We start from the raw sequence: 24,958 nt of genomic DNA, 5'->3' as shown, positions 1-24,958 counted from the left end.
TTTACCATCGACGATATTCTACTTTGCCTTGTGCTGGCTGGTCCACGATAGTCAGTGTAGTTGGATCAAGATCTTTATCTAAATCAGTATCATTTGCTAATACGTCAATAGTCACTGAAGTGGCTTGATTTGTTCTTGCTGTGTCATCATTCGCCACCGGAGCGGCGTCGATTTCGATGGTCACCGTCGCTTCGTTGGATACGTTGCCGTTCTTGTCTTTGACTTGATACGTGATGGTGTCGGTGCCCACTTCGCCTGCCTTCGGGGTGTACACCAGCTTGCCGTTCACAAATTCTGCGGTGCCTTTGCTACCGTTGGTGATAATAGTCAGCGTGCTTGGGTCGATATCGCCGTCTAAGTCGCTATCGTTGTCTAACACGTCAATCGTGACGGGCACCGATTCTTTGGTCGCAGCCGCATCATCATTCGCCACCGGAGCGGCGTCGATTTCGATGGTCACCGTCGCTTCGTTGGATACGTTGCCGTTCTTGTCTTTGACTTGATACGTGATGGTGTCGGTGCCCACTTCGCCCGCTTTCGGGGTGTACACCAGCTTGCCATTCACAAACTTCGCAAAACCTTTAGCACCATTAGTTTTAATTTCTAGAGAACTATGGTCAACGTCTCCGTCTTTATCAGAATAGTTGTTTTCCATATCGATAGTGACAGGCTTGGATTCTTTGGTTGCCGCGGAATCATCCTTCGCCTCTGGTGCAGCATCAATTTTTACCGTAATAGTGGCTACGTTAGACTCATGACCTGCACGATCTTTTACTACATAAGTAATGGTATCAATACCATACTCGCCTTTGTTTGGCGTATAGACTATTTTTCCATCTTTACCGATCGTCACCGTTCCTTTGGAACCCTCTTTGACAATACGAATAGAATTAGGATTTAAGTCACCATCAACATCACTATCATTGGCGGTAACATGGATAGAAATGGGGGTATTATGCTTAGTATGCGCAGAATCATCACCCGCAATAGGTGCATGATCAACCACTTTGGAGTGACCACCGCCACCACCACCGCCGCCAATTGCAATAGCAGGAATTCCAATGAGAGGAACCAACGCTGCTAACCACCATGGATTAAATGCCCACATTGGCGGTAGTGCATCGCCACCGATAGCTTGCCCTGTAGCCTGGCCATCAGCCAGTTGGCTTATTGCATCTGCCTTTACAGCGCTTTCAGGAACATATGGAAAATATTGACCATTTTCATATTGGCCGATAATTAGGTTTGCATCACCTTCGTGGTAGCCAATGGCACCGTTTTCAGCAAAGTAATTTTCAATAATTAAATCAGGGCTTTCTACGTCACCACCTTCAAATGCAATGACTAGATTTTTATCTACGCGCTTAACCGCGATATTTTCTGGCGCGAATTGTGTACTTTCATCAATTAATAAATAATTTACATTTTTTTGTGCATTAATATGCAGTGGTTGTTTTAATTTACCTGCGCCGTTTTCTCCACCAGTGACAGAATATTGCTCAATCGTCTCTTTGCTATTATTAACTTTAATTGATATTTTTTTAATAGACATAGTTATCCATTGCCTCGTATCAGACAATTATTTATTGAATTAAATTTAGTTTAAGAACGTATTAATTATTGGCAGCTTTGAGCTACATCCACACGTGGTAAAGTATGAATCTGATTACTAACTTTCCCTTTAAATTCATTAGCTTCTTTTTCTGTCAGTGGTTTTAATGATACTGTTCCATTGGTTTCAATGACCAAGAACGCATAGGATTTTCCTGGCTCTAATGGCTTATTATCGATTTCGTTTAATTTAGTATTATAGCGTTCGCTAACGTCTGTTTTATATGCAGTAAAATTGTTGTTTCCAGAGCACAATTTAATTTGTTTAGTCGCATTAGGTTCTAATGAAGTGAGATACTGTTTATTCACGAATATATTAATTGTTTTCCCTTCAACTTGATTATCTATTCTATAAAAGGAAACCAATGCTTTATTATTTTCAACTTCCTTGCTCTCTTTGAGAATATTCTTATTCTTCCAGCTCTCGTTATTATATCCGTGAAGTCCTTCATTACGCACACAGCCAGTCAATGCTGCAATGCATAATAACATTACAACGCCAGTAAAATTTTTCATATTAATCCTTTCAACGCTATGGTGTTTTATTTATGCAAAGAAAAATCCCTCTAAGCTATATTAGAGAGAATAAATAGTTTAGTAATTTGAATAAATATTAACGCTTGGAATTATTTAACTTCCAGCTTAAAAATAAATGTTTATCGTTATTTTTCGACTCAACTAATCTATTAAATGGATGATTGAAATACTTTGTTACATGATGAAAACTTCAGCATTATATCGTTGAAAGTTGACATGCGTCAATTTTCACCCCCTAAAACCTACCAATCGCAAGAAAAGATATCATTTTTAGTCGCTATTCTTTCAATTGAATATCAACTTATTGATTTTTATGAATTATAATCCATGTTAAATTTTTATTTATTTTTATAACCCATATGGTGTGTGAGAATAAAAACCATAAAATCAATAAAAATTAAAGCAAAAATCCAATTACAAAGCAATACAAAGAATATTATTCCAGCAAAAGACCATTTGAAAAAAATGGTCTATAGGCCATGTTAATAACTATTAACATTTTGATAAAAATACGCTAATACGAGTAAAACCTTCATTATAATAAAATACCTTTACTGCGTGTAAATCATAAGGCTATAGTTCTCCAATTAAACATTATTACAATTTAATCTTCTCTCAAATAATCTCCAGATACACTTATCAATATATATCAATTATTGCCCCTCATAATTTAACTTAATACTGAGAAATGAATTTAAATTAAGAATATTCCCTTATTGTTTCTAATTGAACCTAAGAATTATTCCTAGATTAGGAGAATAAATATTATTTAAAATAATCACATAATCCTATTTCAATAATCGAAAATAACCATGACCTACTATAAGATTAATTATTATCCTACACGGGCACAACGTCTTATCACTAAAGTGAAATAAATAGGCGCAAAGTCACCTTGAACCTATTGAAAGGGATTTGATGATGTAAGCATGCCATGCATGCTTCAAAACAAAAAAAGTTAAGCGATCAATGATTTTTCACGCAAAAAAAAGCCCCGAGTCATAAGACTCAGGGCTTAATAATGTGGCGGAACGGACGGGACTCGAACCCGCGACCCCCTGCGTGACAGGCAGGTATTCTAACCAACTGAACTACCGCTCCGAAGTTCCCTACTGGGAACGCCAAGCATATTACGAATACTTGCTATGACAGTCAATACTTTTTCTTGAAAAATCGTACAGTTGAGCAGTTTTTAGCCTTGCGAGATCACTAAATCACCACTCTTAATGTAGAACATCCTCATCTTGCTTAGTTTGCCGCCATAAACAAGGTTTACCCCCTTTTTTGTCGACTATATCTAAGCGAGCTTCATGCTCTGCCACTTCTTCATCAGAGGCATAAAGAACCTTTAATCCACTCACTGGTCGTTCAATACGTTGAATTGCATTAGCTTGTTCTGTATTGCTGGATTCAGACTCCATTGAAAATGCAAGGGAAGTCTGTCCCCCCGTCATCGCTAAGTAAACGTCAGAAAGAATCTCAGCATCGAGTAATGCTCCATGCAATGTTCGCTTAGAGTTATCAATTAGATATCTATCACACAGCGCATCTAAATTATTTCGCTTACCCGGAAAAATTTTGCGAGCTAGCACTAAGCTATCCGTAATCGTGCAAAATTCTGCTGTAGGCGGGATCCCTCTATTGAGTTTACGAAACTCATAATCCATAAAACCGATATCAAAGGGAGCATTATGAATAACAAGTTCTGCACCGCGAATAAATTCAATAAATTCATCCGCAATATCGGCAAACACGGGTTTGTCTTGCAAGAATTCATCACTAATACCGTGAACTTCAAAAGCTTCCGGATCAACAAGGCGATCAGGTTTAATGTACACATGGAAATTACGCCCAGTTAGTCGGCGATTAATCACCTCTACCGCACCAATTTCAATGATATTGTGCCCTTCATAATGAACACCAAGTTTATTCATACCTGTCGTTTCAGTATCGAGGACAATTTGTCGGGTTATCGCCGTGCTCATAATGTTTTTTTGTGTCAAACTAGAAGTTGATGAATAAGAAAGAGTGTAACAGAAATGACAAAGCAGGTAGAAATTTTCACTGATGGGTCTTGTTTAGGTAACCCAGGCCCCGGCGGATACGGTATTGTGCTTCGCTATCAGCAACATGAGAAAACACTCAGTGACGGTTTTTTCCTCACCACGAATAATCGAATGGAGTTACTGGCCGCAATTATTGCGTTAGAGTCGCTTACTCGACCTTGCGATGTAATCCTCACGACCGATAGCCAATATGTGCGCCAAGGGATCACCCAATGGATCCATAATTGGAAACGTCGCCAATGGAAAAAAGCAGACAAATCGCCGGTGGTTAACGTAGACCTATGGAAACGTCTCGATCAAGCGATTACTCGCCATACTATTGATTGGCGCTGGGTAAAAGGTCATGCCGGTCATGCAGAAAATGAGAAATGTGATGAATTAGCCCGAGCCGCCGCAAATGCTCCAACCAAAGAAGATACAGGTTACCAGCCAACTGAAGATTGATTACATTAAAATTTAACGAAACTGCTTCGATTTACTGATCTCTTTCGTTGCACCTAACGCTGTTGAAATTTTAACTTTTGGTTGCTTAAATTTCAGGGGCGTTGGTGTTAAAGGGTAAGTACGCTTTCTGGCAACAATGACACTCATAACGCCCAGCCCTCCACAGCGCTTGTTCACGCGTTTTTCTGATGAAAGCCAAGGGAGAGCTTGGCAATTTCGGTGATATAGCACCTCATAATTGAGTAACCCTAGCCAATCAAATACTCTGAGAGAAGGGAAGAAACGACTGCAATAAGGTTGCTGCTTACGTAAAATTGGCACCAATTTAGCCATTCCAGCTAAGCTAAATGGGTTAAATCCTGAAAGAATTAGCCAACCATCATCAATCAAAACACGGTCAACTTCCCGCAAGATCCAATGAGGATCGTGACTATATGCCAACAAATGAGGCATTAAGCAAGCATCGATGACTTTGTCTGCAAACGGTAATGCTTCAGGATTTGCTGCCACATCAAATAAATGAGGATCTTCACCTACGGTGAATTGATGAGGGATCATACACTCTTTAGTGTGGATTTCTGTACTCAAATGCCCTAATTTAAGCAAGTGATAACCAAACATTTTTTGCCACCAAGGCGCTAACTGTGCTTCCAATGCTTGGCGATAGTGTTCACCAAAAGGAATATCAGACCAACTGGCGGGCATTTGAATCTTTTCTTCAATACGCGCGGGTTTCATAACATTCCCCTTTTAAAAAATTGGATCGAGGTGATTATGGAGTTAATTCGAATTCCAGCGTTAAATGATAATTACATTTGGCTGCTGACAAACAACCAACAGTGTATCATCGTTGACCCAGCTGAGTCAGAGGCTGTTCTCGCAATATTAACGGCTAATCATTTGACCCCTGTTGCAATTTTACTCACACACCATCATAACGACCATACTCAGGGTGTTAAAGGAATTATTGCACAATATCCAAAACTCCCCGTATTCGGTCCCCAAGAAACACGCGTTAAAGGTGCCACAGAGCAAGTAAACGAGGGGGATTTAGTCGTCATTGATGATTTCAAATTTCAAGTCATTGGATTACCAGGACATACTCTTGGGCATGTTGGTTTCTACCAAGCTCCTTATCTATTTTGTGGGGATACTCTATTTTCCGCTGGTTGTGGGCGAATTTTTGAAGGTACCCCAGAACAAATGTACCAATCCATTCAAAAAATTGCTGCACTTCCAGATGAGACGCTTATCTGTTGCGCTCACGAATATACTCTGTCTAATTTGCAATTCGCACATCATATTTGGCCTGAAAATGAGATAATTACGAATTATTCCGAAAAAGTAAGAACACTGCGCAGCAACCAGCAAGCAAGTGTTCCTAGTACTTTGAAAACAGAGAGAAACATCAACATTTTTTTACAGTGCGACAACCCGAAATTACAACAAAAACTGAACATTAATGTGACAAATCCATCATTACGCGCTGTTTTCACTTTATTACGTCAATTAAAAGATGAATATTGATGTATAATCGTTGTCAATAGCAGTTAAAGCCAGTATTATCTGGTCAACTTTTAAACATCAAAAACAAAGAAAAACAGAGCTAATGAAGATAATCGCGACCCTCATCGCCATTGTTTTGCTTGCGGGCTGTCAAGGCACTTCCAAGGTCACCGTTAAGCAACCAAAATCTTCAGCCAATCACTCAATTGACACTGTTGCATCCCATAATCAGGCAGCAAGTAGACAAGCTTCTAAAGTCGATCATGACCTCTGGGGTTATATTAGTGGTGAGCTGAAGATGGATATCCCTGAGAATGCAACAATTAGGGAAATGGCCAACAATTACTCAAATAAACAAAGTTTTATCTATGACGTTGCAGTAAGAGCCGAACCTTACATGTACTTAATTGTAGATGAAATCAATGATCGCAACTTGCCGATGGAATTAGCCTTAATTCCAGTTATTGAAAGTGCCTATAACCCTAAAGCAACCTCCCCTGCACAAGCTGCGGGTCTTTGGCAAATTGTCCCCATTACTGCACGTTCTTATGGGCTAAAACAGACCCAATGGGTTGATGAGCGACGCGATGTTATCACATCAACAAAAGCGGCTTTAGATCTCCTTGAAAACCTAAACATTATGTTCGGTCACGATTGGGAACTCACGCTTGCTGCTTATAACTGTGGTGAGGGTTGCGTACAAAACGCCATTAAAAAGAATGAAGCCGCTGGCTTACCAACAGATTTTTGGTCTCTTCAACTACCTAAAGAAACCAAACAATATGTTCCAAAGATCCTTGCGCTTAGCAAAGTTTTGAGACAACCAGAACGTTATCAAGTCAGATTACCAAAAAGTAATAAAAATAGAGGGCTGACCCAAGTTGATGTAGGGCAACAAATTACACTAACTCAAGCGGCTGAATTGACAGGCTTAACGGAAGAATCCATTAAAACCTACAATTCGGGTTATACCCGAGGAGTGACATCTCCTAATGGTCCGCATTATATAATGTTACCAACTGCGAAAGCTGAACAATTAAAAGTTTCGTTAACTGATCAAGATGTCTTGAATGATATTCGTAATGCGGTTGCACAAAATCGTTATGCACAAGCGGCGCTCAATAACGTCCAAACAGCCAAGAGAAATTCAAAACAGAACAAAACCTTTAGCTATAAAGTCCGCAAGGGTGAATCTATCGCCAGTATTGCTAGAAAATTCAATACGACAGCGAAGAATATCCAACAACTTAATGGGTTAAAAACAGCAAAGGCGAATATTGTTCCAGGACAAACCTTAAAAATTTCAGGCACTTCCCCTACTAGTAATAGCCGTAAAGGTGGAACCTATAAAGTCAGAAAAGGTGACACTTATTACAGCATTGCTAAACGTCATGGGATTAAACTTAACGACCTGATGAATTGGAACTCTGGTGTTAAAATGGCGGATTTAAAACCAGGTGTTACACTAAATTTATATCTTTAAATTAAATATTTCAAAAATCCCCACAAAGGTTAAACCCTAGGGGATTTTATATTAAATAAAATTCAATGATTAGAAATAAACTATTTAATTAGGTTTAATCTCGATATCAATCTCGATCACAACTTGAGTTGTAACATATCATTTAAATACACTTCACTGCATAAACCGCACAATATCATTTACATTCTTCATTAGAGTATGATAAAAAATAAATAGCCCAATTTTTCCTACTCCACCAGCCAATGATCCCCTAAAAAAATCATTATTGGGTGGTGACTTATGTAATAAAAGTGCTATTATTATCCATGTGGCGAAAGCAATCTGAGCAACCAGTTTATATTTGAATATTACTTTTATATTAGTGATAATCTAAAAACTCTCTCAACTAGTGATAATCTGATATTTATCAATATATTAGCTATGTTTGTTTATATTGAAAACGGGTGCTTATATTCAGTTAATATGGCATTATTTTTGATACAAAAATACACAAAGTAAAAGTCAGATTCGCCCATGGAGGTGATTATGGATGAATACTCACCCAAGAAACATGATATAGCCGAATTAAAATATCTTTGTAACAGTTTGAATAGAGACGCTATATCAAGTTTACAAAAAACAAATACTCATTGGATAAATGATCTTAGTTCTGCACAAAGCATCAGTCTTAACGAGCTTGTTGAGCATATTGCAGCTTTTGTCTGGCGATTTAAAATCAAATATCCAAAAGAAAATCTCGTTATTTCTCTTGTTGAAGAGTATCTTGACGAAACATATAATTTATTTGGCAGCCCAGTAGTTACCTTCAGCGAAATCATTGACTGGGAAAGTATGAATCAAAATCTTGTCGCCGTGCTCGATGATGATCTAAAATGTCTGACAAGTAAGACTTAGTATTACCATTTACCTTTAATCCCACTATTGCATAGTATATTTTAGGTTATAGACACATAAAGAAAGGGCGTTATGACCAAATCCGATTATCTGATGCGTTTAAGAAAATGCACCACTATTGAAACACTTGAGCGCGTTATTGAAAAAAATAAGTATGAGTTATCCGATGATGAGTTAGAGTTATTTTACTCTGCCGCTGATCATCGTCTTGCAGAGCTCACGATGAATAAACTTTACGATAAAATTCCAGCATCTGTTTGGAAGTTTGTTAGATAAATACTTATTTACACGCATAGATAGTGAATGGTTATAGCCGGTAACTTTTTATCGGCTCAATGAAAATCCTTATTTCCCAAGTTAGTGTTCGATGAATACTGGCTCAATTCTTATATCCTTATATTTTTACCCTTTCTTAATCCCAATTAGTTTAACATTGCATGCGAGATAAAGTTCATCGTTGACCATAGCAAATTAGTATTAAGAATAATAATCAATATCCTATTATTTATAATATATAAAGCTAAGCAGATAATAGTCAAAAATATCTACAAACGAACAACATTTGATTAATGTAAAAATATAGGCGTGAATATAAGAAAGGTATCAAAGTTTTGGGAGTTTTTTGGGTGGGAGCCCTGCCAGCGACATCCCGGCACACACGACCCCTGCTATGGCTGCTTCCTTCCGGACCTGACCGAGTTAACAAGTTAGCGTTGCGGGAGAACCAACAGAGCCCCCATTGATTGCTTTTTTCAAAGCAGGGGCATTATGCTTGATAGATAGCTAAATAGCAAGAAAGCCGCTACCAAGTGCTGTTTTATTACACAAAAATCCGAATCACCACTGAATAATAGATAGCGATAACGAGTACATATTAGCAAGGAGCAACATCAGTTGGCAGGAACCAATAACAGATCTATATTCTTATAGATACCATTGTTGATCACTTCAGTAGGTGAGTCTGTAATATAAATTAATTTACCATCAACATATAGCGTGGCACTCACCGTAATTTTGGCTTGGCTTCTTATTTCATCCTTGTGGTAAGTCAGTTCATAAGGAATCGTCACTTGGTTATCCAAACTTGTGTAATGCTTTTGAGATAATATAAGCGCTGGTAACTCAACAAATGAATTGTCCGACATCGTGACGGTGAGGTCTACGTTTTCAGATAACCCCATACTTTTACCAATGATAATATTCCCACTAATAGTGCCAATATCGACCTTCTGGTTCTCATGACTACTTTTTCCTTTCACCCTTTTTTCTGGTGGGCTCGCATTGTTACCTTCACAACCTGCCAAGAAAATAAGCATCAACAAACTAATCATGTAGCGATGTAATGTCATAATAATTACCTATAGTTTTTTGATTTATTTAGACATTTTCATATGATTATTATTGATATATCAGAGTTTATCTAAACTTAGAAAATTATATCTAATACAAATTAAATAATGAAATTATATTTCAAATTGTAACCAAAAACGATTGTCAATTAATCAGTACATAAACAGCCTACCTATTTATGCAGATTAATGGGAAAATAGCCGCATCTGATATTTTTTAATCCTCTTCAAGGTGACCATGAGCCCAGAATTACAGAATTTAATCAGCCTAATTAAACTCGAAAAAATTGAAGAAGGTATTTTTCGGGGACAAAGCGAAGATCTTGGTTTGCCGCAAGTTTTTGGCGGGCAAGTTGTTGGACAAGCAATCTATGCTGCAAAACAAACCACGCCAGAAGAGCGGATTATCACTTCCTTTCACAGCTATTTTCTACGGCCTGGGGACAGCCAAAAACCAATTGTCTACGATGTAGAAATCTTGCGTGATGGTGGAAGCTTTAGTACACGCCGCATTAGTGCTATCCAAAATGGTAAACCTATCTTCTTTATGACGGCTTCTTTTCAAGAACAAGAAGACGGTTTTAACCATCAGAATCTAATGCCTGATGTTCCTGCGCCAGAACAATTAATTTCGCAGGATGAAATCATTCAACGTTTCGCGGATCAACTGCCCGATGCAGTTAGAAAATATGCGTTACGACCTAATCCTTTTGAATTTCGTCCTATTGAGTTCTATAGCCCGTTTGATAGTGCACCTCAAGAACCCTTTCGCTATATTTGGTTTAAAGCCAAAGGTGAGCTCCCCAATAGCCCTGAGCTACATGACTACTTACTAGGCTATGCATCAGACTACAATTTCCTACCGGCCGCATTACAACCGCACGGGCGAGGTTTCATGGAGCGGGACTTGCAAGTTGCAACCATTGACCATTCCATGTGGTTCCATAGACCTTATCGCATTGATGAGTGGTTACTATATGCCATTGAAAGCCCTTCCGCTTCCGGTGGGCGTGGTTTTGTTAAGGGGCAAATTTATAACCAGCAAGGAGATTTAGTGGCAACAACCGTACAAGAAGGTGTTATTCGTAAGAGAAAACCTCGCTAATACCCACTATCTCTTATCTCTGCTCATGAAATGAAAGTAAGCCATTACTTCTCAAGATATTAAGAGCCTCTACTACGAGGCTCTTTTATTTGATATCTCGTAGAATACACCACGCTATTGGAGCAATATCTGTCAGTAAGCACTAACTAAACTAATAATGCTTCCGCTGCTTCATCACGGGAATTCAATGATTCGCCAACCTGCTGTAATTGATACATTTGATAATAGCGCCCTCCCTGTTGGAGGAGCTGAGTATGAGTTCCTTGTTCTACAATCATCCCTCGATGTAATACGACAACATGGTCTGCATCTACAATGGTAGATAAGCGATGAGCAATCACAACCAATGTAGTATTTTGACGAATAACGCGTAGTGCCTTCTGAATTGCCTGTTCGGTCCCCGAATCAATATTCGCGGTGGCTTCATCCAAAATCAAAATTTTCGGTGTTATCACCAGTACTCGAGCCATCGCCAATAATTGGCGTTGCCCCACAGATAAAGTATTCCCTTGTTCACCTAATAAAGAGTCTAATCCATCCGGTAAGTCACGAACATGTTGAGCTAATTGTACGGTTTCAAGCACTTCCCACACTTTTTCTTGGGAAACCTCACGCCCTAATGCCACATTATCAAAAAATGAAGCCGCCAATACAACGGGATCTTGCTGTACCATGGCAATACCATTGCGTAATACTTGATGAGACAGTGAGTTTAGGTCTCTCCCATCCAGTAATATTTCCCCTTCTTGCCACGGGTAATAACCCATAATTAAGTTTGCGATAGTGCTTTTCCCACTACCCGTATGTCCAACCAATGCAACAAAATGGTGTTCAGGTACAGACAAGTTAATATCATCAAGGACTTTTTTATCTGCACGATAAGCAAACGAAAGATGCTTAATTTCAATCGCCCCACCTTGCAATGGCGCAATATTTTCGCCATACCCTTGCTGTGGACTATCCATTAATTCAAAAACACGTTCACCGGAGACAACCGCTTGTTGCAGCATCGATTGTTGAGAAGTTAATTCAATGAGTGGTTCGTTTAATCGTCCCAAATAGTTAATGAAAACATACAGGACCCCAACCCCAACGGTGCTGGTTCCGTCAAGCCCAAATAGCAACAACAATCCACACAGTACACAAGCGGAAAACAGGCTTAGTAACGGTCTGAGGAGTAACCCATCCAATTTCAATGCTTTCATTCTTGAATGGTAATGATCTTCACTCGCAGACAACATTTTTTGACCAAATCTCGCTTGTTGTAGAAATTGTTGAATGACTGTCATACCGTTAATAACTTCATTAAAGCCGTTATTAATATCCGCTAAATATGCCCTAACTCGGCGTACAATTGGTGTACTTAGGCGTTGATAAACCAGCATAACAACCAGTACCGCTGGAAATATTAATACCGCAATGGACGCCATTTTCCACTCTAAAGAGAACATCGCCACTAACATAGCGCAAATCAATGCTAAGCTACGAAATACGGTTGGTACGACCATAACAAACAGGTCTTTGATGACTTCAGTGTCGTTAGTCACTCGGGAAATAATCTGCCCTACGGGTTGCTTATCAAAAGCACTCAAAGGCTGGCGTAAAGCCGCATTCATCACATCCGTTCGTAAGTTTTGTACCACACCAACAGATGCTTGGTTAAACAGTATTTTTTGATAGTAATGGAGGAGTGCGGCGATAATTTGCAATGCAATAAATCCTATCACCATATATAACGTAAGCGGCATGATAATCTGTTTTTTTGCCACCATGTTGTCAATAAAGTAACTAATAAGTAAGGGACCACTCACTTCTGCTGCGGCTGCCAGCCACAGCATCGTTATCGCGATCACCATCGTCCGACGGTAAGCTTTACCATAAGATAATAAGCGTTTTAGTGCCGGCCATAGCGGCTTTTTCTGGTTCATAGGTCACCATCCAAAGCAGCTTCAATTTGCTGATAATGATACATATCACTGTACCAACCTGATTCCTTAACTAACTCTTTGTGAGTTCCCTTAGCAACAATCCCACCATGACATAACACGAGGATATTATCAGCATCGACCAAAGCAGATAAACGATGGGCACTAATAATCAAAGTTCGCCCCTGTCTCCAGTCACTCAAATTTTGCAAAATAACGTGTTCCGTTTGCCCATCTACCGCAGATAACGCATCATCCAAGACCAATATCTCGGCATTTTTCAAAATGGCTCTCGCAATGGAAATGCGCTGTTTTTGCCCACCGGAAAGCATGACTCCACGTTCTCCCACTTGGGTTTGATACCCTTCAGGTAGCCGTAGAATATCTTCATGAACACAAGCAATACGAGCAGCATCTTCTATTTGTGCCATAGTGGCATCTGGCTGCCCAAGAGCGATATTATTTGCCACTGTATCCGAAAACAGGAAAGCGGATTGATTGACGATAGATAGCCTAGCCCGCCATTCATCGAGCTGAATATCAGTAAGTGGCTTATGCTGATAACTAATTTCGCCATCACTCACATCAAAATGACGTTGTAGTACAGTAATTAGTGTCGATTTACCGGAACCCGTTGGTCCACATAAACCAAGAAATCCACCAGGCTTCAACGTAAATTGAATGTCTTTCAGAGCATACCGCTGAGTTTCAGGATAAGAAAACGTTCGGATATTCACACTTAACTCGCCTTTTTCAGCGAGCAAACTTTGGTTACCATCTTTAATCACTAATGGCTCATTGAGTAAACTTAAAATTCGGCTATAAGCTGCACTACCACGCTCAACGATATTAAACATCCATGCAAGCGCTAACATTGGCCAAATCATCAAACCTAAGTACATCACGAAACTGGTGAGCTCCCCGAGAGTCAAGGTATCATCCAATACCATCCAGCTCCCACCAGCTATGGCTAATAGGTTTGCCATACCAATTGCCATAAAAATGGTCGGGTCAAAGCGAGCATCAATCTTTGCGACATGCATATTGCGTCGCCCTGCTTCAGTGGCAACTTGTTCAAACTGGTTAGATTGATGATCTTCCAGACCAAATGCTTTAATCATTCGAATGCTGGTTAAGCTTTCTTGAGCATGGTTATTTAAAGAAGAGAAAGCGCCCTGAGCGTGTTTAAAGCGGTGGTGAAGTTGGTCGCCATAGCGCTTAATAACCAATGCCATAATAGGCATAGGGATCAGGGCAAGCAGTGTTAATTGCCAACTAATTTCAATACTCATCATGATAAGGACAGCACATCCCATCACTAAAGAGTCTACAAGGGTCAGTACCCCTTCCCCCGCTGCAAATACCACGCGATCGACATCATTCGTAGTCCGAGCGATAAGATCGCCTGTACGATATTTCAAATAAAATGGTTGGTTTTGTAAACTGAGTTGTCGATAGATTTGTTGCCTCAACTGAACGGCTAACTTATAGGAAGCACCAAACAACCATAACCGCCAAACATAACGTAACCCATAAACCGTTAAGGCAATAGCTAACATCGATAAGACGTAATTAACAAGTTGTTGATTAGTCATCGAGCCTTTACTTATGCCGTCCACAATCACACCAACGAAACGCGGAGGAATTATCTGTAGAATGGCAATGACCACAAGAAAACAAATAGCGCCGAGATAACGACGCCATTCGCTTATAAAATACCAACATAACTGTGAAAATAATCGCACGTATTACTGCCTTGAATGATGTTAGTAACTGCCTACTTTCTTTATTATTAATGACTTTGTGTTTTAGCCTATATTGTACCAATTTAAGTAAGCTAAATTAGTCGGGAATGGGCAGTACTGTCGTATATTTGATTTTTTCCATTGCAAAACTGGAGGTTACATCAATTAAGCCGTGAACACCATTAACCAACTTCTTATAGAATAGATCATAGGATTTCATATCATGGACTTCAACCTGCATCAGGTAATCATATTCTCCCGCCATACGATAAAATACTAAAACCTCAGGAAGCTTTTCGACAAAGGAAACAAACTGCGCGTACCATTCACTATTGTGCTGCTGGGTTTTAATCATGACAATGACGGTCAATCCTAATCCTAGTTTTTCTCCATCAAGGAGTGTGACACGACCTCGAATATAGCCTTCATCTTCTAGTCGTTTTAATCGCTTCCAACATGGCGTGGAAGTTAAGTTAACGGCTTCCGCTAATGAATTTAATGATAGGCTGCTGTCATTTTGTAATAAGCCAAGTAGTTTTTTATCTATTTTATCCAGCATATTTAGCCCCTAGGCGGATTCCTGTATCAGCAAAATTCTATCATGATGAAATAATAAAGCTGTTATGAATTGCAAGTATTGTAGAATAACTTTGCATAAATAGCCGAAAAATAGCATAAATTACTTATACCATAAGGGTATAGTACAAAAACAAGCTGTTCATTACTCTTCTAGACCGCTAACATAGGGCTCAATTAATTTCCTCATTATTGCAAGCTCAGGAGAGACTTATGAAACGCGCCGTTGTCGTCTTCAGTGGAGGGCAAGATTCAACGACCTGCCTAATTCAAGCACTCAAAGATTATGATGAGGTTCACTGTGTGACCTTTGATTATGGGCAACGTCACCGCTTAGAAATTGAGGTCGCACAAAAATTGAGCCTCCAATTAGGTGCAAAAGCGCATAAAGTTCTCGATGTCTCATTACTCAACGAACTTGCGATAAGCAGCCTAACCCGTGACAATATCCCTGTCCCTGATTATGAAGAAAGTGAAGCAAGTGGGCTTCCAAGTACCTTTGTGCCTGGTCGAAATATTCTATTTCTGACGCTTTCCGCCATTTATGCTTATCAGGTCAACGCAGAAGCAGTGATCACTGGCGTGTGTGAAACTGATTTCTCGGGCTACCCTGATTGCCGTGACGAGTTTGTCAAAGCACTGAATCATGCTGTCAATTTAGGGTTAGCAAAAGATATCCGTTTCGAAACACCGCTTATGTGGTTAGACAAAGCTCAAACTTGGGCTCTTGCTGATTACTATGGGCATCTTGAAACTATCCGTACACAAACACTGACTTGCTACAATGGTATCCAAGGTGACGGTTGTGCTGAATGCGCAGCATGTCATTTACGTAGCAAGGGTTTGAATTATTATCTCAATAATAAGCAAACCGTTATGGACTCCCTACTCAAACACCTCAATAGCATTAAGTAATTCAGCTGGCCAACCAAGACTGCCCCTCGGTTGGCTATACTTCAATACATGCATCTATTTTATTTTTCAAAGACTCAATCTTTTCGTGTAATTCATCTTCAATCACCATCGCTTTATTGCTTTTTCCATCAATGAACACAAAAGTGACATAGGCATCGGAAACCACTTCGTCTTCACCATTACGGTGACGAATAATTTGCTGGTAACAAACGGCACTTTTAACACCAATTTTATCGATTTTTGACGTCACGGTCAGTTCATCCCCCAAACCAACAGCTTGGAAGTAGTTCACATTGATATTTACAGCAGCCATAATAATTTTGTGCTGGATAGCCCACTCAATGAGATTTGCCTTTCCCATCCAATCCCATCTATCCGCTTCGTAAAATTCTAAATATCGAGCATTATTTACATGTTGGAACACATCAATGTGGTAACCGAGTACTTTAATCTGTATCGCCATAACTACTCCGACTAGTTCATTTATTTGGTAACATAAAAATAACAAATATTTAGAAACTCTGCTGAATAAATCTCACTTATCAGACTTAGCTCTCATATTTACTTTTTAAATCAAATTGATTAGAACAAAACATACCGACTAATAATTTTTAACTTATATTTAGAATTTAATTTCAATAACTGAGCACTTAAAACATTCTTTTTATCTACATAAAGTTAGCTCACAATGAAGTGAGCTAATATTTTGCTAAAGCACGAGTTTTTCTCGATTTTTTTCTAAAAATGCCGGACCTATTCCTTGTACCTCAAGAATATTTTCTATGGCATTAAAAGCCCCAAACTTCTCTCGATATTCGACAATAGCTTGCGCTTTCTGCTTACCTATACCGCTGAGTTTTCTCGCTAACTCTTCTGCACTCGCTTGATTAATATTGACCTGATCAGGGGAAGTTAAGTGATTTGTACTTTTTATTTCATCACTATTTTGAGACTGCATAATCGAAGTCACCGGTTTTTCTGTTTCCGCTTTCTTTACCGCCGCAGAGACGGATAAAGGGCACAATATCGCAACCATTAACACTGTCCCTAATCCTTGTTTAATATATTTATTCCATTCCATCATTGTTCTCCTATGTGTGTTGAAACTCCACAATGCCAGAGAATTTTTTCAAAAACTTTTCTTAGAACTATACAATGCGAAAGGCCACCCTATGGGTGGCCTTCTATTACATATATTGCATTTTTAATTGCGAAGCACTTCGCAACTATCCTATGCTGAAAGCTTATTCTAAGCTTTGTACTTCAATTTTTGCATTTGTACGTAAGTTCAGCATTAATGCTTCATTCACAGCAGAGCTCATTGCACCACGATATTCGTTAGCTAACTGATTAAGTTCATCCGCAGTTGGTTGACCTAAAGTGACTTTATCTAGTTGGACAATCAACAGGTTATCTTTTTGATCATAAGCGATTGCATACGTTGGCTTGCCTTCTGACGGTGGTGTCATTTTCATTGCAACACCAGTTATATCAGTAGCTGGAGCAAGGAATGAAACCGTTTGAACAGCACCAAACTGGGTATCAGCGGCTTTCAGTGCTTCGTCACCTTTACCTGCTTGTAACGCTGCCAGTAATTTTTCACCATCTGCTTTTAACTGTGCAGATGCTTTTTGGCGCTTAACCAACGCTTCAATATCCGCGTTTACCGTCTCGAATGGCTCAATTGATTCCGCTTTATATTGAGCAACACGTAAGACAAACGCACGGTCACCTTCCACGTTAATAACATCTGAGTTAATGCCTGTTGAACCGTTTTTATCCACTAAGCGTTCGCTGAATACTTCATTAACCACCTTAGGGAAATTCAGTTCTGCTGGCGGGTTTTGACGATCAAACCAACCTGTAGTGACCACTTTGAGACCGGAAATGCTTTCAACGGAGGCTAATGATTCATTGTCATTCGTTGCTGCTTCACTGACTTTTTGTTGTAAATCATAGAATTGTTTAACGCTTTTATCTTGAACCAAGCTAGTTTCGATGCTGGATTTTACTTCATCAAAAGGCTTAACAGCTTCCGGCTTCACATCATCTAAACGGAATAAAACATAGTTATCTTGAACTTTGATTGGCGCAGAAACTTGACCTTTTTCAGTTAAATTAGCGCTAATAATTTCACTTGGCGTGGAGGTCGCTTCCATCCAGCCAATCACGCCTTTATTGCCCGCACTGAATTTATCAGTCGATTTTTCTGTCGCAAGTGTTGCGAAATCAGCACCACCTTTCAGTTCAGCTTCTAAAGCTTGCGCATCTTTTTCTGATGCAACTTGGATCATGCTATAAAGCTTTTGTTCTGCTTTCGTGAAGTTTTTCAGATTTTGTTCGTAGTAAGATTTCACTTCTTCGTCAGTGACTGACGCTTTAGGCATTGATGCCGCGTCCATTTCTACGTAACTCACTTGAACTTGTTCAGGCGAGATAAAACTGTTTTGGTTTGCCGCGTAATAAGCTTTCAGCTCATCCTCAGTCACTGTTTGTTTTGCTTGCAATGCAGCCAATGACAGCGTTGCAGTGCGTACCTCACGCTCTTGCATAAATAATTCAGCGTAAGCTTTAACTTCCGAAGGTAGCGCAAATTCTGTTCCGGTGAACGATTTACCTAATTGTGCACGCACTAAATCTTGACGAATTTGAGCGGCAAAATTGTCTGCATTGATATTGTAACGACTTAAAATTTCGCGATATTTTTCGCTATCAAACTTTCCATTAGTTTGGAAAATTTGCATAGCAAAAATAGCCTGCTCAATTTGTTGATCGCTGGCAGAAAGTTGTAATTCATTAGCATATTGATTAATCAATTGATTATTGATTAAGTTATTCAAAGCTTGGGTACGCAGCTCTTTCATGTAGTTGTCATTACTCGCAACTTCAGAGAATTTATCTCCTAAGTATTCTTGTAACGACTGGCGTTCTTGCTGGAAAGCTTGCTGTAATTGTTCCTTGCTTATTGGCTGTCCATTGACTTCAGCAGCATTATTACTTGAGCCACCAATCACATAGCCAGCAACACCTGTCAGCACGAATGACAAGATAATAATAGCTAACAACACTTTAATAAAAGGACTGTTCGCCTTCGTGCGTAGATCTTCCATCATAAAAAGGCTTAACTCCGCTTTGCTTTGTTGAATTTCTTAATATTACGCTAATTTTAACTCAGATAGAAAAAAAAGCGCACCATTTCCATGGCGCGCTTATATATTAGCTGATTAAAGACATTACGTCAGTTTGAGTTTTCGCAAAAATGCGTGAAAGACGAAACTAAACTCAATTAACCGTTAACAGCGTCTTTAAGACCTTTACCTGCACGGAATGCAGGTACTTTTGCCGCAGCGATTTTAATTTCTTTACCTGTCTGCGGGTTACGACCAGTACGTGCTGCGCGTTGACGTACGTTAAAAGTACCAAAACCAACTAAAGTAACATCATCACCCTTGCTCAGAGACGTCGTTACAGAAGCAACGAAAGCGTCGACTACGCGACCTGCTGCGGCTTTAGAAATATTCGCTTCTGCAGCGATTTTTTCAATCAGTTGAGACTTATTCACTATTATCATCCCCATATTAGTTTTGACTTTATCGGTTAATTAACCAACTACAGTATAGTTAACATTACTAAGTATAGTTAATTAATGATGCAGCCGTTATATCAATCCTGAATATTAATGGCAAGAAAACAGATAGTACGCTAACCATTATCAGAATCTTCGCTAAATTAACGACGAAAAAAAAGGCTGACAAGCCCTAAATTAGCTGTCAGCCTTAATTTTATACAAACTTCTTGATTCAGCTCACTCTTTTAGCTTTCTTTTGGACCACTTCAGCCCCAAAAGGAGGATTGACCAATGCTAATGAGAGTACTTCCTCAATTGTCTTAACAGGATGAATTTGCAAATCAGCAATCACATTCTGAGGGATTTCTTCTAAATCACGTTTGTTATCATCTGGGATAAGCACGGTTTTAATACCACCACGATGAGCTGCCAGTAATTTTTCTTTTAGCCCACCAATTGGTAATACTAAGCCTCGTAACGTAATTTCACCTGTCATTGCCACATCCGCTTTCACAGGGTTACCCGTTAAGCAAGAAACCAGTGCCGTTGACATCGCGATACCCGCACTTGGACCATCTTTTGGTGTTGCGCCTTCCGGAACATGAACGTGAATATCACGTTTTTCGTAGAAGTCACTGTTAATGCCTAGTTTTTCCGCGCGAGCACGAACAACCGTCAGTGCGGTTTGGATTGACTCTTGCATCACTTCACCCAAAGAACCCGTATATGTTAGCTTACCTTTACCTGGTACACAGGCAGTTTCGATGGTTAATAAATCACCACCCACTTCTGTCCAGGCTAATCCAGTAACTTGCCCTACACGGTTTTCAGTATCAGCATGACCATAGTCAAAACGACGAACACCCAAGTAATCTTTCAGGTTATCTGCTGTTATCTCAATATGCTTCAGTTTTTTATCCATCAGCAATGCTTTAACAGCTTTACGACATAATTTAGAGATTTCACGCTCTAAACCACGCACGCCAGCTTCACGAGTGTAATAACGAATGATGCTCATGAGTGCACCATCGTCGATAGATAACTCACCTTTTTTCAAGGCATTACGCTCGATTTGTTTGGATAACAAATGTCTTTTAGCAATATTCAGTTTTTCGTCTTCGGTATAACCAGAAAGACGGATTACTTCCATACGGTCTAATAATGGAGCAGGAATATTCATCGAATTCGATGTCGCGACAAACATCACGTCAGACAGATCATAGTCAACTTCCAGATAATGGTCGTTGAATGCTACGTTTTGCTCTGGGTCTAACACCTCTAATAGTGCAGACGCAGGATCACCACGCATGTCTGATGACATTTTGTCGATCTCATCCAATAAAAAGAGTGGGTTTTTAACCCCAACTTTCGCCATTTTTTGGATAAGTTTGCCCGGCATTGAACCAATGTAAGTACGGCGGTGACCGCGGATTTCCGCTTCATCACGTACCCCACCAAGCGCCATACGAGTGTATTCACGTCCTGTCGCTTTTGCGATAGATTGGCCCAGTGAGGTTTTACCTACACCTGGAGGTCCAACTAAGCACAGAATCGGTCCTTTGATTTTGCTAACACGGCTTTGAACCGCGAGATATTCAAGGATACGGTCTTTGACTCGTTCTAAACCATAATGGTCAGTATCGAGCACTTCTTGTGCTTTCACTAAGTCTTTTTTAACTTTACTGCGTTTATGCCATGGAACCTGAACCATCCAATCAATGTAGCTACGAACAACTGTCGCTTCCGCTGACATTGGAGACATCATTTTCAGCTTCTGCAATTCTGCTTCCGCTTTTTCTTGAGCCTCTTTTGGCATTTTCGCTTCTTCGATTTTACGTTTCAGCGATTCGTTTTCATCTGGAGCATCATCCATTTCGCCAAGTTCTTTTTGAATCGCTTTCATTTGCTCATTCAAATAGTACTCGCGTTGGCTTTTTTCCATCTGCTTTTTCACGCGGTTGCGAATGCGTTTTTCAACTTGCAGTAACTCAGTTTCTGACTCCATCATTGCCATCAGGAACTCAACACGCTCAGCAATATTTGCCATTTCTAAAACGCGTTGCTTATCTGCCAGTTTTAACGGCATATGTGAAGCAATTGTGTCAGCCAGTTTATCTAACTGATCTTGCTCAATCGTATGCAGTGAAGTCAAAACTTCCGGTGGAATTTTTTTGTTCAGTTTGATGTAACTTTCAAATTGGCTAACGATAGTGCGATATAAAACTTCTTGCTCTTTTTCGTCGACCAATTCAGCAGCGCTAGGCTCTTTAGATGCATCATCGTAAATAGCCGCTTTCGCACTGTCATTTGGTAAATACTCAGCTTGAGCTAAGAAATATTCACCATTGTCAGTCAGGCTAGTAATACGTGCGCGACGTAATCCTTCGACTAACACCTTAACGGTACCATCAGGTAACTTCAGCATCTGAATCACAGACGCAATTGTCCCAACAGTAAATAAGTCATTCACCCCAGGTTCATCGGTTGAGGCTTCTTTTTGCGCAACCAGCATCACTTGCTTATCATGATCCATTGCTGCTTCCAGACTGTGAATGGATTTTTCACGTCCAACAAACAGTGGGATCACCATATGTGGGTACACCACTACATCACGCAGAGGCAATACTGGTATTTCAATGCGTTCGGAACGCTCTGGATTCATAAAGCTCTCTCTTCGTTTAGCACACGCCAGTTAAGGGTTTCTGCTTATAACAGAAAAAATTCTTGCAAAACACTGTTATATAAACAGCGCTATTTCAAAATAAGGAAACCACAACTAAGAATATAAACTATATGGGGACAAGATTTTAGCATTCAATGGTTAGTTAAGCATAAAAAACAAAATGAGGGTTCCCCCTCATTTTATTTGATTATTTATTGAACACAGGTGAGAAGTTAATTATCACCAGAAGCTTGAGCATCCGGCTTGCTGTATATCAGCAGCGGTTCAGACTGTTCATTAATCACGTTTTCATCTACAACCACTTTTTCAACATCACTCATTGAAGGTAGGTCATACATGGTATTTAGCAAGGCAGCTTCAACAATTGAACGTAAGCCTCGAGCTCCCGTTTTACGCGCCATTGCTTTTTTCGCAATCGCTGTTAATGCTTCTTCACGGAACTCTAATTCAGTACCTTCTAAATTAAACAGCGCTTGGTATTGCTTAGTTAACGCATTCTTAGGCTCTTTCAGAATCTGAATAAGTGCTTCTTCACTCAACTCAGTCAGTGTAGCAACGACTGGAAGACGCCCAATGAATTCAGGGATCAAACCAAACTTGATCAAATCTTCAGGTTCAGCTTGAGTTAGTAATTCCCCCTCAGTAGCCTTCTCTGATTCGCCTTTAACTTGTGCTGCGAAACCGATACCCGAACGAGTATTCAGACGCTGACCAATCACTTTATCCAGACCTGCGAATGCACCACCACAGATAAACAGAATTTTCGAGGTATCTACCTGTAAAAATTCTTGTTGAGGATGCTTACGACCACCTTGGGGTGGAACAGCCGCAACAGTACCTTCGATCAGTTTCAGTAATGCTTGCTGCACCCCTTCACCGGATACATCGCGCGTAATAGATGGGTTATCAGACTTGCGCGAAATTTTATCAATTTCATCGATATACACGATACCACGCTGAGCTTTTTCGACGTCATAGTCACATTTTTGCAACAGCTTCTGAATGATGTTTTCAACGTCTTCACCCACATAACCTGCTTCAGTCAATGTCGTCGCATCTGCCATTGTGAATGGCACATCCAGATAACGCGCTAAGGTTTCTGCTAATAACGTTTTACCGCTACCAGTAGGACCGATTAGCAGAATATTACTTTTGCCTAATTCCACGCCATCACTAGTTTTATCGCCATTACGAAGGCGTTTATAGTGGTTATAAACCGCAACCGCTAAGACTTTTTTAGCTTTTTCTTGACCAATAACGTAGTCGTCAAGATGCTGTCTGATTTCATGGGGAGTCGGCAATTCACTACGCTCACGATGCGGAGCCAGTTCTTTGATTTCTTCACGGATGATGTCGAGGCACAAATCCACACACTCATCACAAATATAGACTGACGGACCGGCAATCAGCTTACGCACTTCATGCTGACTTTTTCCGCAGAAAGAACAGTACAGTAATTTACCTGCCCCCTCTTTGCGTTTATCTGTCATCAGTAGACCTCACTTATATTTATAATGCCTTGTTTTATCTAGCTTTCGCAGCAAAACAAGGCAACAAATTTTCAAAAATTTTAAGATATAAACGAATTATATCAAAATGCTCGCAAATTAACGGCTAGTATAAATATGGTCAACTAAACCATATTCTTTTGCTTCATTTGCGGATAAGAAACGGTCGCGTTCTGTATCGCGACTAATTTCTTCGATGGATTTCCCAGTATGCTGAGCCATCAATTCATTCATGCGTGACTTCACTTTCAAGATTTCTTGGGCGTGGATTTCAATGTCCGTCGCTTGACCTTGATAGCCACCTAATGGTTGGTGGATCATAACGCGGGAGTTTGGTAAGCAGAAACGTTTACCTTTTGTACCTGCGGTTAATAAAAACGCGCCCATTGAACACGCTTGTCCCATACAGATAGTGCTAACATCCGGCTTAATAAATTGCATGGTATCGTAAATTGACATCCCAGCGGTGATCACACCACCTGGTGAGTTAATATACAGTTGAATATCTTTTTCTGGGTTTTCTGCTTCAAGAAATAGCATTTGAGCGACAATTAAGTTCGCCATATGATCTTCCACTTGACCCGTTAGGAAGATAATACGTTCTTTTAAGAGACGTGAATAAATATCATATGAGCGTTCACCTCGAGAGGTTTGCTCGATAACCATTGGCACAAGTGCCATTTGGGATGCTAACTGCTCCTGACCGCCAAAATGTGACATCGAAATCTCCTATTAAAAACTTTCTGGTGCTTGCGCCTAATTTGCTGTCTGTCCGCCATTTTGGGCAGGAATTGTGCTACAAACAATATTTCTAAAAAACACGTTTTCTAAATTAGTTGTATCTGTATGCTTATGATCTTCGCTCACTTCATTATTTTAGCCACTTTTTAAATAATAGGTTAAAAAGTGACAGAAGAATTAAGCCAGAACACAGTTAGAAACACTGTGATAAGCAAGATGCTCTGTTAAAGAGTTTAACACAAGTCTATCTAGTTACACGGTTTTATACTGCTGAAAAACGTGTTCCACACAAAAATCCGCTC

The 24,958-nt window shown here is 39.8% G+C and carries 22 protein-coding genes, 1 tRNA gene and 1 other RNA gene; 7 read left to right on the top strand and 17 right to left on the bottom strand.

Features of this window, described 5'->3' with window-relative positions; genetic code table 11:
- Position 1: 1 nt before the first annotated feature.
- The 4 genes from PROVALCAL_RS01230 to dnaQ all read right to left on the bottom strand — a co-directional run bounded on the left by PROVALCAL_RS01230 (position 2) and on the right by dnaQ (position 4,133).
- On the bottom strand, positions 2–1,552 hold the full coding sequence (locus PROVALCAL_RS01230; protein WP_006657240.1) for an Ig-like domain-containing protein: 1,551 nt from the start codon (positions 1,550–1,552) through the stop codon (positions 2–4).
- A gap of 65 nt (positions 1,553–1,617) precedes the next feature.
- Positions 1,618–2,127, bottom strand: a complete 510-nt coding sequence (locus tag PROVALCAL_RS01225) for a hypothetical protein (RefSeq protein ID WP_006657239.1) — start codon at positions 2,125–2,127, stop codon at positions 1,618–1,620.
- Positions 2,128–3,172: 1,045 nt separating this feature from the next.
- Positions 3,173–3,249: transfer RNA gene (locus tag PROVALCAL_RS01220), tRNA-Asp, on the bottom strand.
- 122 nt (positions 3,250–3,371) lie between these two features.
- Positions 3,372–4,133, bottom strand: a complete 762-nt coding sequence (dnaQ, locus tag PROVALCAL_RS01215) for a DNA polymerase III subunit epsilon (protein WP_006657237.1) — start codon at positions 4,131–4,133, stop codon at positions 3,372–3,374.
- Between the two features lie 54 nt (positions 4,134–4,187).
- Here dnaQ and rnhA point away from each other — a divergent pair, with 54 nt between their 5' ends.
- A complete protein-coding gene (gene rnhA, locus PROVALCAL_RS01210) occupies positions 4,188–4,658 on the top strand; it encodes a ribonuclease HI (RefSeq protein ID WP_006657236.1) in 471 nt (156 codons plus the stop codon).
- A 12-nt stretch (positions 4,659–4,670) separates the two neighbouring features.
- Here rnhA and PROVALCAL_RS01205 read toward each other — a convergent pair whose 3' ends face one another.
- Complete coding sequence (locus tag PROVALCAL_RS01205) at positions 4,671–5,396, bottom strand: class I SAM-dependent methyltransferase (protein ID WP_006657235.1); 726 nt, start codon at positions 5,394–5,396, stop codon at positions 4,671–4,673.
- Positions 5,397–5,432: 36 nt separating this feature from the next.
- Here PROVALCAL_RS01205 and gloB point away from each other — a divergent pair, with 36 nt between their 5' ends.
- The 4 genes from gloB to PROVALCAL_RS01185 all read left to right on the top strand — a co-directional run bounded on the left by gloB (position 5,433) and on the right by PROVALCAL_RS01185 (position 8,817).
- Positions 5,433–6,185, top strand: coding sequence for a hydroxyacylglutathione hydrolase (gene gloB, locus PROVALCAL_RS01200; protein WP_006657234.1), 753 nt, complete (start codon positions 5,433–5,435; stop codon positions 6,183–6,185).
- An 82-nt stretch (positions 6,186–6,267) separates the two neighbouring features.
- Positions 6,268–7,647: a murein transglycosylase D gene (mltD, locus tag PROVALCAL_RS01195; RefSeq protein ID WP_036961894.1), complete on the top strand. Its 1,380-nt coding sequence runs from the start codon at positions 6,268–6,270 to the stop codon at positions 7,645–7,647.
- Positions 7,648–8,172: 525 nt separating this feature from the next.
- Positions 8,173–8,541 (top strand): Hha toxicity modulator TomB, encoded by a 369-nt coding sequence (gene tomB / locus PROVALCAL_RS01190; RefSeq protein ID WP_006662760.1) that lies wholly within the window; start codon positions 8,173–8,175, stop codon positions 8,539–8,541.
- A 72-nt stretch (positions 8,542–8,613) separates the two neighbouring features.
- Positions 8,614–8,817 (top strand): HHA domain-containing protein, encoded by a 204-nt coding sequence (locus PROVALCAL_RS01185; RefSeq protein WP_004905417.1) that lies wholly within the window; start codon positions 8,614–8,616, stop codon positions 8,815–8,817.
- A 357-nt stretch (positions 8,818–9,174) separates the two neighbouring features.
- On the opposite strand, the gene ffs is transcribed toward PROVALCAL_RS01185, so the two are convergent.
- An RNA gene (gene ffs, locus PROVALCAL_RS19035) (signal recognition particle sRNA small type) lies at positions 9,175–9,271 on the bottom strand.
- 160 nt (positions 9,272–9,431) lie between these two features.
- Positions 9,432–9,890 (bottom strand): YbaY family lipoprotein, encoded by a 459-nt coding sequence (locus PROVALCAL_RS01180; protein ID WP_006662761.1) that lies wholly within the window; start codon positions 9,888–9,890, stop codon positions 9,432–9,434.
- Between the two features lie 238 nt (positions 9,891–10,128).
- Here PROVALCAL_RS01180 and tesB point away from each other — a divergent pair, with 238 nt between their 5' ends.
- Positions 10,129–10,995 carry an acyl-CoA thioesterase II gene (gene tesB / locus PROVALCAL_RS01175; protein WP_006657230.1) on the top strand — a complete coding sequence of 289 codons (867 nt, stop codon included), beginning with the start codon at positions 10,129–10,131 and terminating at the stop codon, positions 10,993–10,995.
- Positions 10,996–11,141: 146 nt separating this feature from the next.
- On the opposite strand, the gene PROVALCAL_RS01170 is transcribed toward tesB, so the two are convergent.
- The 3 genes from PROVALCAL_RS01170 to PROVALCAL_RS01160 all read right to left on the bottom strand — a co-directional run bounded on the left by PROVALCAL_RS01170 (position 11,142) and on the right by PROVALCAL_RS01160 (position 15,224).
- Positions 11,142–12,923 (bottom strand): SmdB family multidrug efflux ABC transporter permease/ATP-binding protein, encoded by a 1,782-nt coding sequence (locus PROVALCAL_RS01170; RefSeq protein WP_006657229.1) that lies wholly within the window; start codon positions 12,921–12,923, stop codon positions 11,142–11,144.
- Positions 12,920–14,665, bottom strand: coding sequence for a SmdA family multidrug ABC transporter permease/ATP-binding protein (locus tag PROVALCAL_RS01165; protein ID WP_039861389.1), 1,746 nt, complete (start codon positions 14,663–14,665; stop codon positions 12,920–12,922). Before PROVALCAL_RS01165 ends, PROVALCAL_RS01170 begins: the two co-directional genes overlap by 4 nt.
- A gap of 97 nt (positions 14,666–14,762) precedes the next feature.
- Positions 14,763–15,224 carry an Lrp/AsnC family transcriptional regulator gene (locus PROVALCAL_RS01160; RefSeq protein WP_006657227.1) on the bottom strand — a complete coding sequence of 154 codons (462 nt, stop codon included), beginning with the start codon at positions 15,222–15,224 and terminating at the stop codon, positions 14,763–14,765.
- A 230-nt stretch (positions 15,225–15,454) separates the two neighbouring features.
- Here PROVALCAL_RS01160 and queC point away from each other — a divergent pair, with 230 nt between their 5' ends.
- A complete protein-coding gene (gene queC / locus PROVALCAL_RS01155; RefSeq protein ID WP_006657226.1) occupies positions 15,455–16,156 on the top strand; it encodes a 7-cyano-7-deazaguanine synthase QueC in 702 nt (233 codons plus the stop codon).
- A 34-nt stretch (positions 16,157–16,190) separates the two neighbouring features.
- On the opposite strand, the gene PROVALCAL_RS01150 is transcribed toward queC, so the two are convergent.
- The 7 genes from PROVALCAL_RS01150 to clpP form a co-directional block, all read right to left on the bottom strand.
- Positions 16,191–16,619, bottom strand: coding sequence for an acyl-CoA thioesterase (locus PROVALCAL_RS01150; RefSeq protein ID WP_006657225.1), 429 nt, complete (start codon positions 16,617–16,619; stop codon positions 16,191–16,193).
- Between the two features lie 246 nt (positions 16,620–16,865).
- The gene (locus PROVALCAL_RS01145) at positions 16,866–17,237 is read right to left on the bottom strand and encodes a ComEA family DNA-binding protein (RefSeq protein WP_036961879.1); all 372 of its coding nucleotides are present in this window, start codon (positions 17,235–17,237) and stop codon (positions 16,866–16,868) included.
- Between the two features lie 163 nt (positions 17,238–17,400).
- Positions 17,401–19,269, bottom strand: a complete 1,869-nt coding sequence (gene ppiD / locus PROVALCAL_RS01140) for a peptidylprolyl isomerase (RefSeq protein WP_006657223.1) — start codon at positions 19,267–19,269, stop codon at positions 17,401–17,403.
- 173 nt (positions 19,270–19,442) lie between these two features.
- Positions 19,443–19,718, bottom strand: a complete 276-nt coding sequence (hupB, locus tag PROVALCAL_RS01135; RefSeq protein WP_006662768.1) for a nucleoid-associated protein HU-beta — start codon at positions 19,716–19,718, stop codon at positions 19,443–19,445.
- Between the two features lie 238 nt (positions 19,719–19,956).
- Complete coding sequence (lon, locus tag PROVALCAL_RS01130; protein WP_006657221.1) at positions 19,957–22,386, bottom strand: endopeptidase La; 2,430 nt, start codon at positions 22,384–22,386, stop codon at positions 19,957–19,959.
- A 233-nt stretch (positions 22,387–22,619) separates the two neighbouring features.
- Positions 22,620–23,897, bottom strand: coding sequence for an ATP-dependent protease ATP-binding subunit ClpX (gene clpX, locus PROVALCAL_RS01125; protein WP_006657220.1), 1,278 nt, complete (start codon positions 23,895–23,897; stop codon positions 22,620–22,622).
- 117 nt (positions 23,898–24,014) lie between these two features.
- Entirely contained in the window at positions 24,015–24,635 is a 621-nt protein-coding gene (clpP, locus tag PROVALCAL_RS01120) for an ATP-dependent Clp endopeptidase proteolytic subunit ClpP (protein ID WP_006657219.1), read from the bottom strand.
- Positions 24,636–24,958 lie beyond the last annotated feature (323 nt).

Source organism: Providencia alcalifaciens DSM 30120 (assembly GCF_000173415.1).
Lineage (GTDB): Bacteria > Pseudomonadota > Gammaproteobacteria > Enterobacterales > Enterobacteriaceae > Providencia > Providencia alcalifaciens.
This window is presented reverse-complemented; position numbering and strand designations above follow the sequence as displayed.

Excerpts from the sequence above, each read along its gene's own strand:
- tesB (WP_006657230.1), top strand. The coding sequence starts at position 10,129 with ATGAGCCCAGAATTACAGAATTTAATCAGCCTAATTAAACTCGAAAAA.
- PROVALCAL_RS01205 (WP_006657235.1), bottom strand. The coding sequence starts at position 5,396 with ATGAAACCCGCGCGTATTGAAGAAAAGATTCAAATGCCCGCCAGTTGG.
- PROVALCAL_RS01145 (WP_036961879.1), bottom strand. The coding sequence starts at position 17,237 with ATGGAATGGAATAAATATATTAAACAAGGATTAGGGACAGTGTTAATG.
- PROVALCAL_RS01230 (WP_006657240.1), bottom strand. The coding sequence starts at position 1,552 with ATGTCTATTAAAAAAATATCAATTAAAGTTAATAATAGCAAAGAGACG.
- clpX (WP_006657220.1), bottom strand. The coding sequence starts at position 23,897 with ATGACAGATAAACGCAAAGAGGGGGCAGGTAAATTACTGTACTGTTCT.
- clpP (WP_006657219.1), bottom strand. The coding sequence starts at position 24,635 with ATGTCACATTTTGGCGGTCAGGAGCAGTTAGCATCCCAAATGGCACTT.
- mltD (WP_036961894.1), top strand. The coding sequence starts at position 6,268 with ATGAAGATAATCGCGACCCTCATCGCCATTGTTTTGCTTGCGGGCTGT.
- dnaQ (WP_006657237.1), bottom strand. The coding sequence starts at position 4,133 with ATGAGCACGGCGATAACCCGACAAATTGTCCTCGATACTGAAACGACA.
- ppiD (WP_006657223.1), bottom strand. The coding sequence starts at position 19,269 with ATGATGGAAGATCTACGCACGAAGGCGAACAGTCCTTTTATTAAAGTG.
- gloB (WP_006657234.1), top strand. The coding sequence starts at position 5,433 with ATGGAGTTAATTCGAATTCCAGCGTTAAATGATAATTACATTTGGCTG.
- tomB (WP_006662760.1), top strand. The coding sequence starts at position 8,173 with ATGGATGAATACTCACCCAAGAAACATGATATAGCCGAATTAAAATAT.
- lon (WP_006657221.1), bottom strand. The coding sequence starts at position 22,386 with ATGAATCCAGAGCGTTCCGAACGCATTGAAATACCAGTATTGCCTCTG.
- PROVALCAL_RS01170 (WP_006657229.1), bottom strand. The coding sequence starts at position 12,923 with ATGAACCAGAAAAAGCCGCTATGGCCGGCACTAAAACGCTTATTATCT.
- queC (WP_006657226.1), top strand. The coding sequence starts at position 15,455 with ATGAAACGCGCCGTTGTCGTCTTCAGTGGAGGGCAAGATTCAACGACC.
- rnhA (WP_006657236.1), top strand. The coding sequence starts at position 4,188 with ATGACAAAGCAGGTAGAAATTTTCACTGATGGGTCTTGTTTAGGTAAC.
- PROVALCAL_RS01150 (WP_006657225.1), bottom strand. The coding sequence starts at position 16,619 with ATGGCGATACAGATTAAAGTACTCGGTTACCACATTGATGTGTTCCAA.
- PROVALCAL_RS01225 (WP_006657239.1), bottom strand. The coding sequence starts at position 2,127 with ATGAAAAATTTTACTGGCGTTGTAATGTTATTATGCATTGCAGCATTG.
- PROVALCAL_RS01180 (WP_006662761.1), bottom strand. The coding sequence starts at position 9,890 with ATGACATTACATCGCTACATGATTAGTTTGTTGATGCTTATTTTCTTG.
- PROVALCAL_RS01185 (WP_004905417.1), top strand. The coding sequence starts at position 8,614 with ATGACCAAATCCGATTATCTGATGCGTTTAAGAAAATGCACCACTATT.
- PROVALCAL_RS01160 (WP_006657227.1), bottom strand. The coding sequence starts at position 15,224 with ATGCTGGATAAAATAGATAAAAAACTACTTGGCTTATTACAAAATGAC.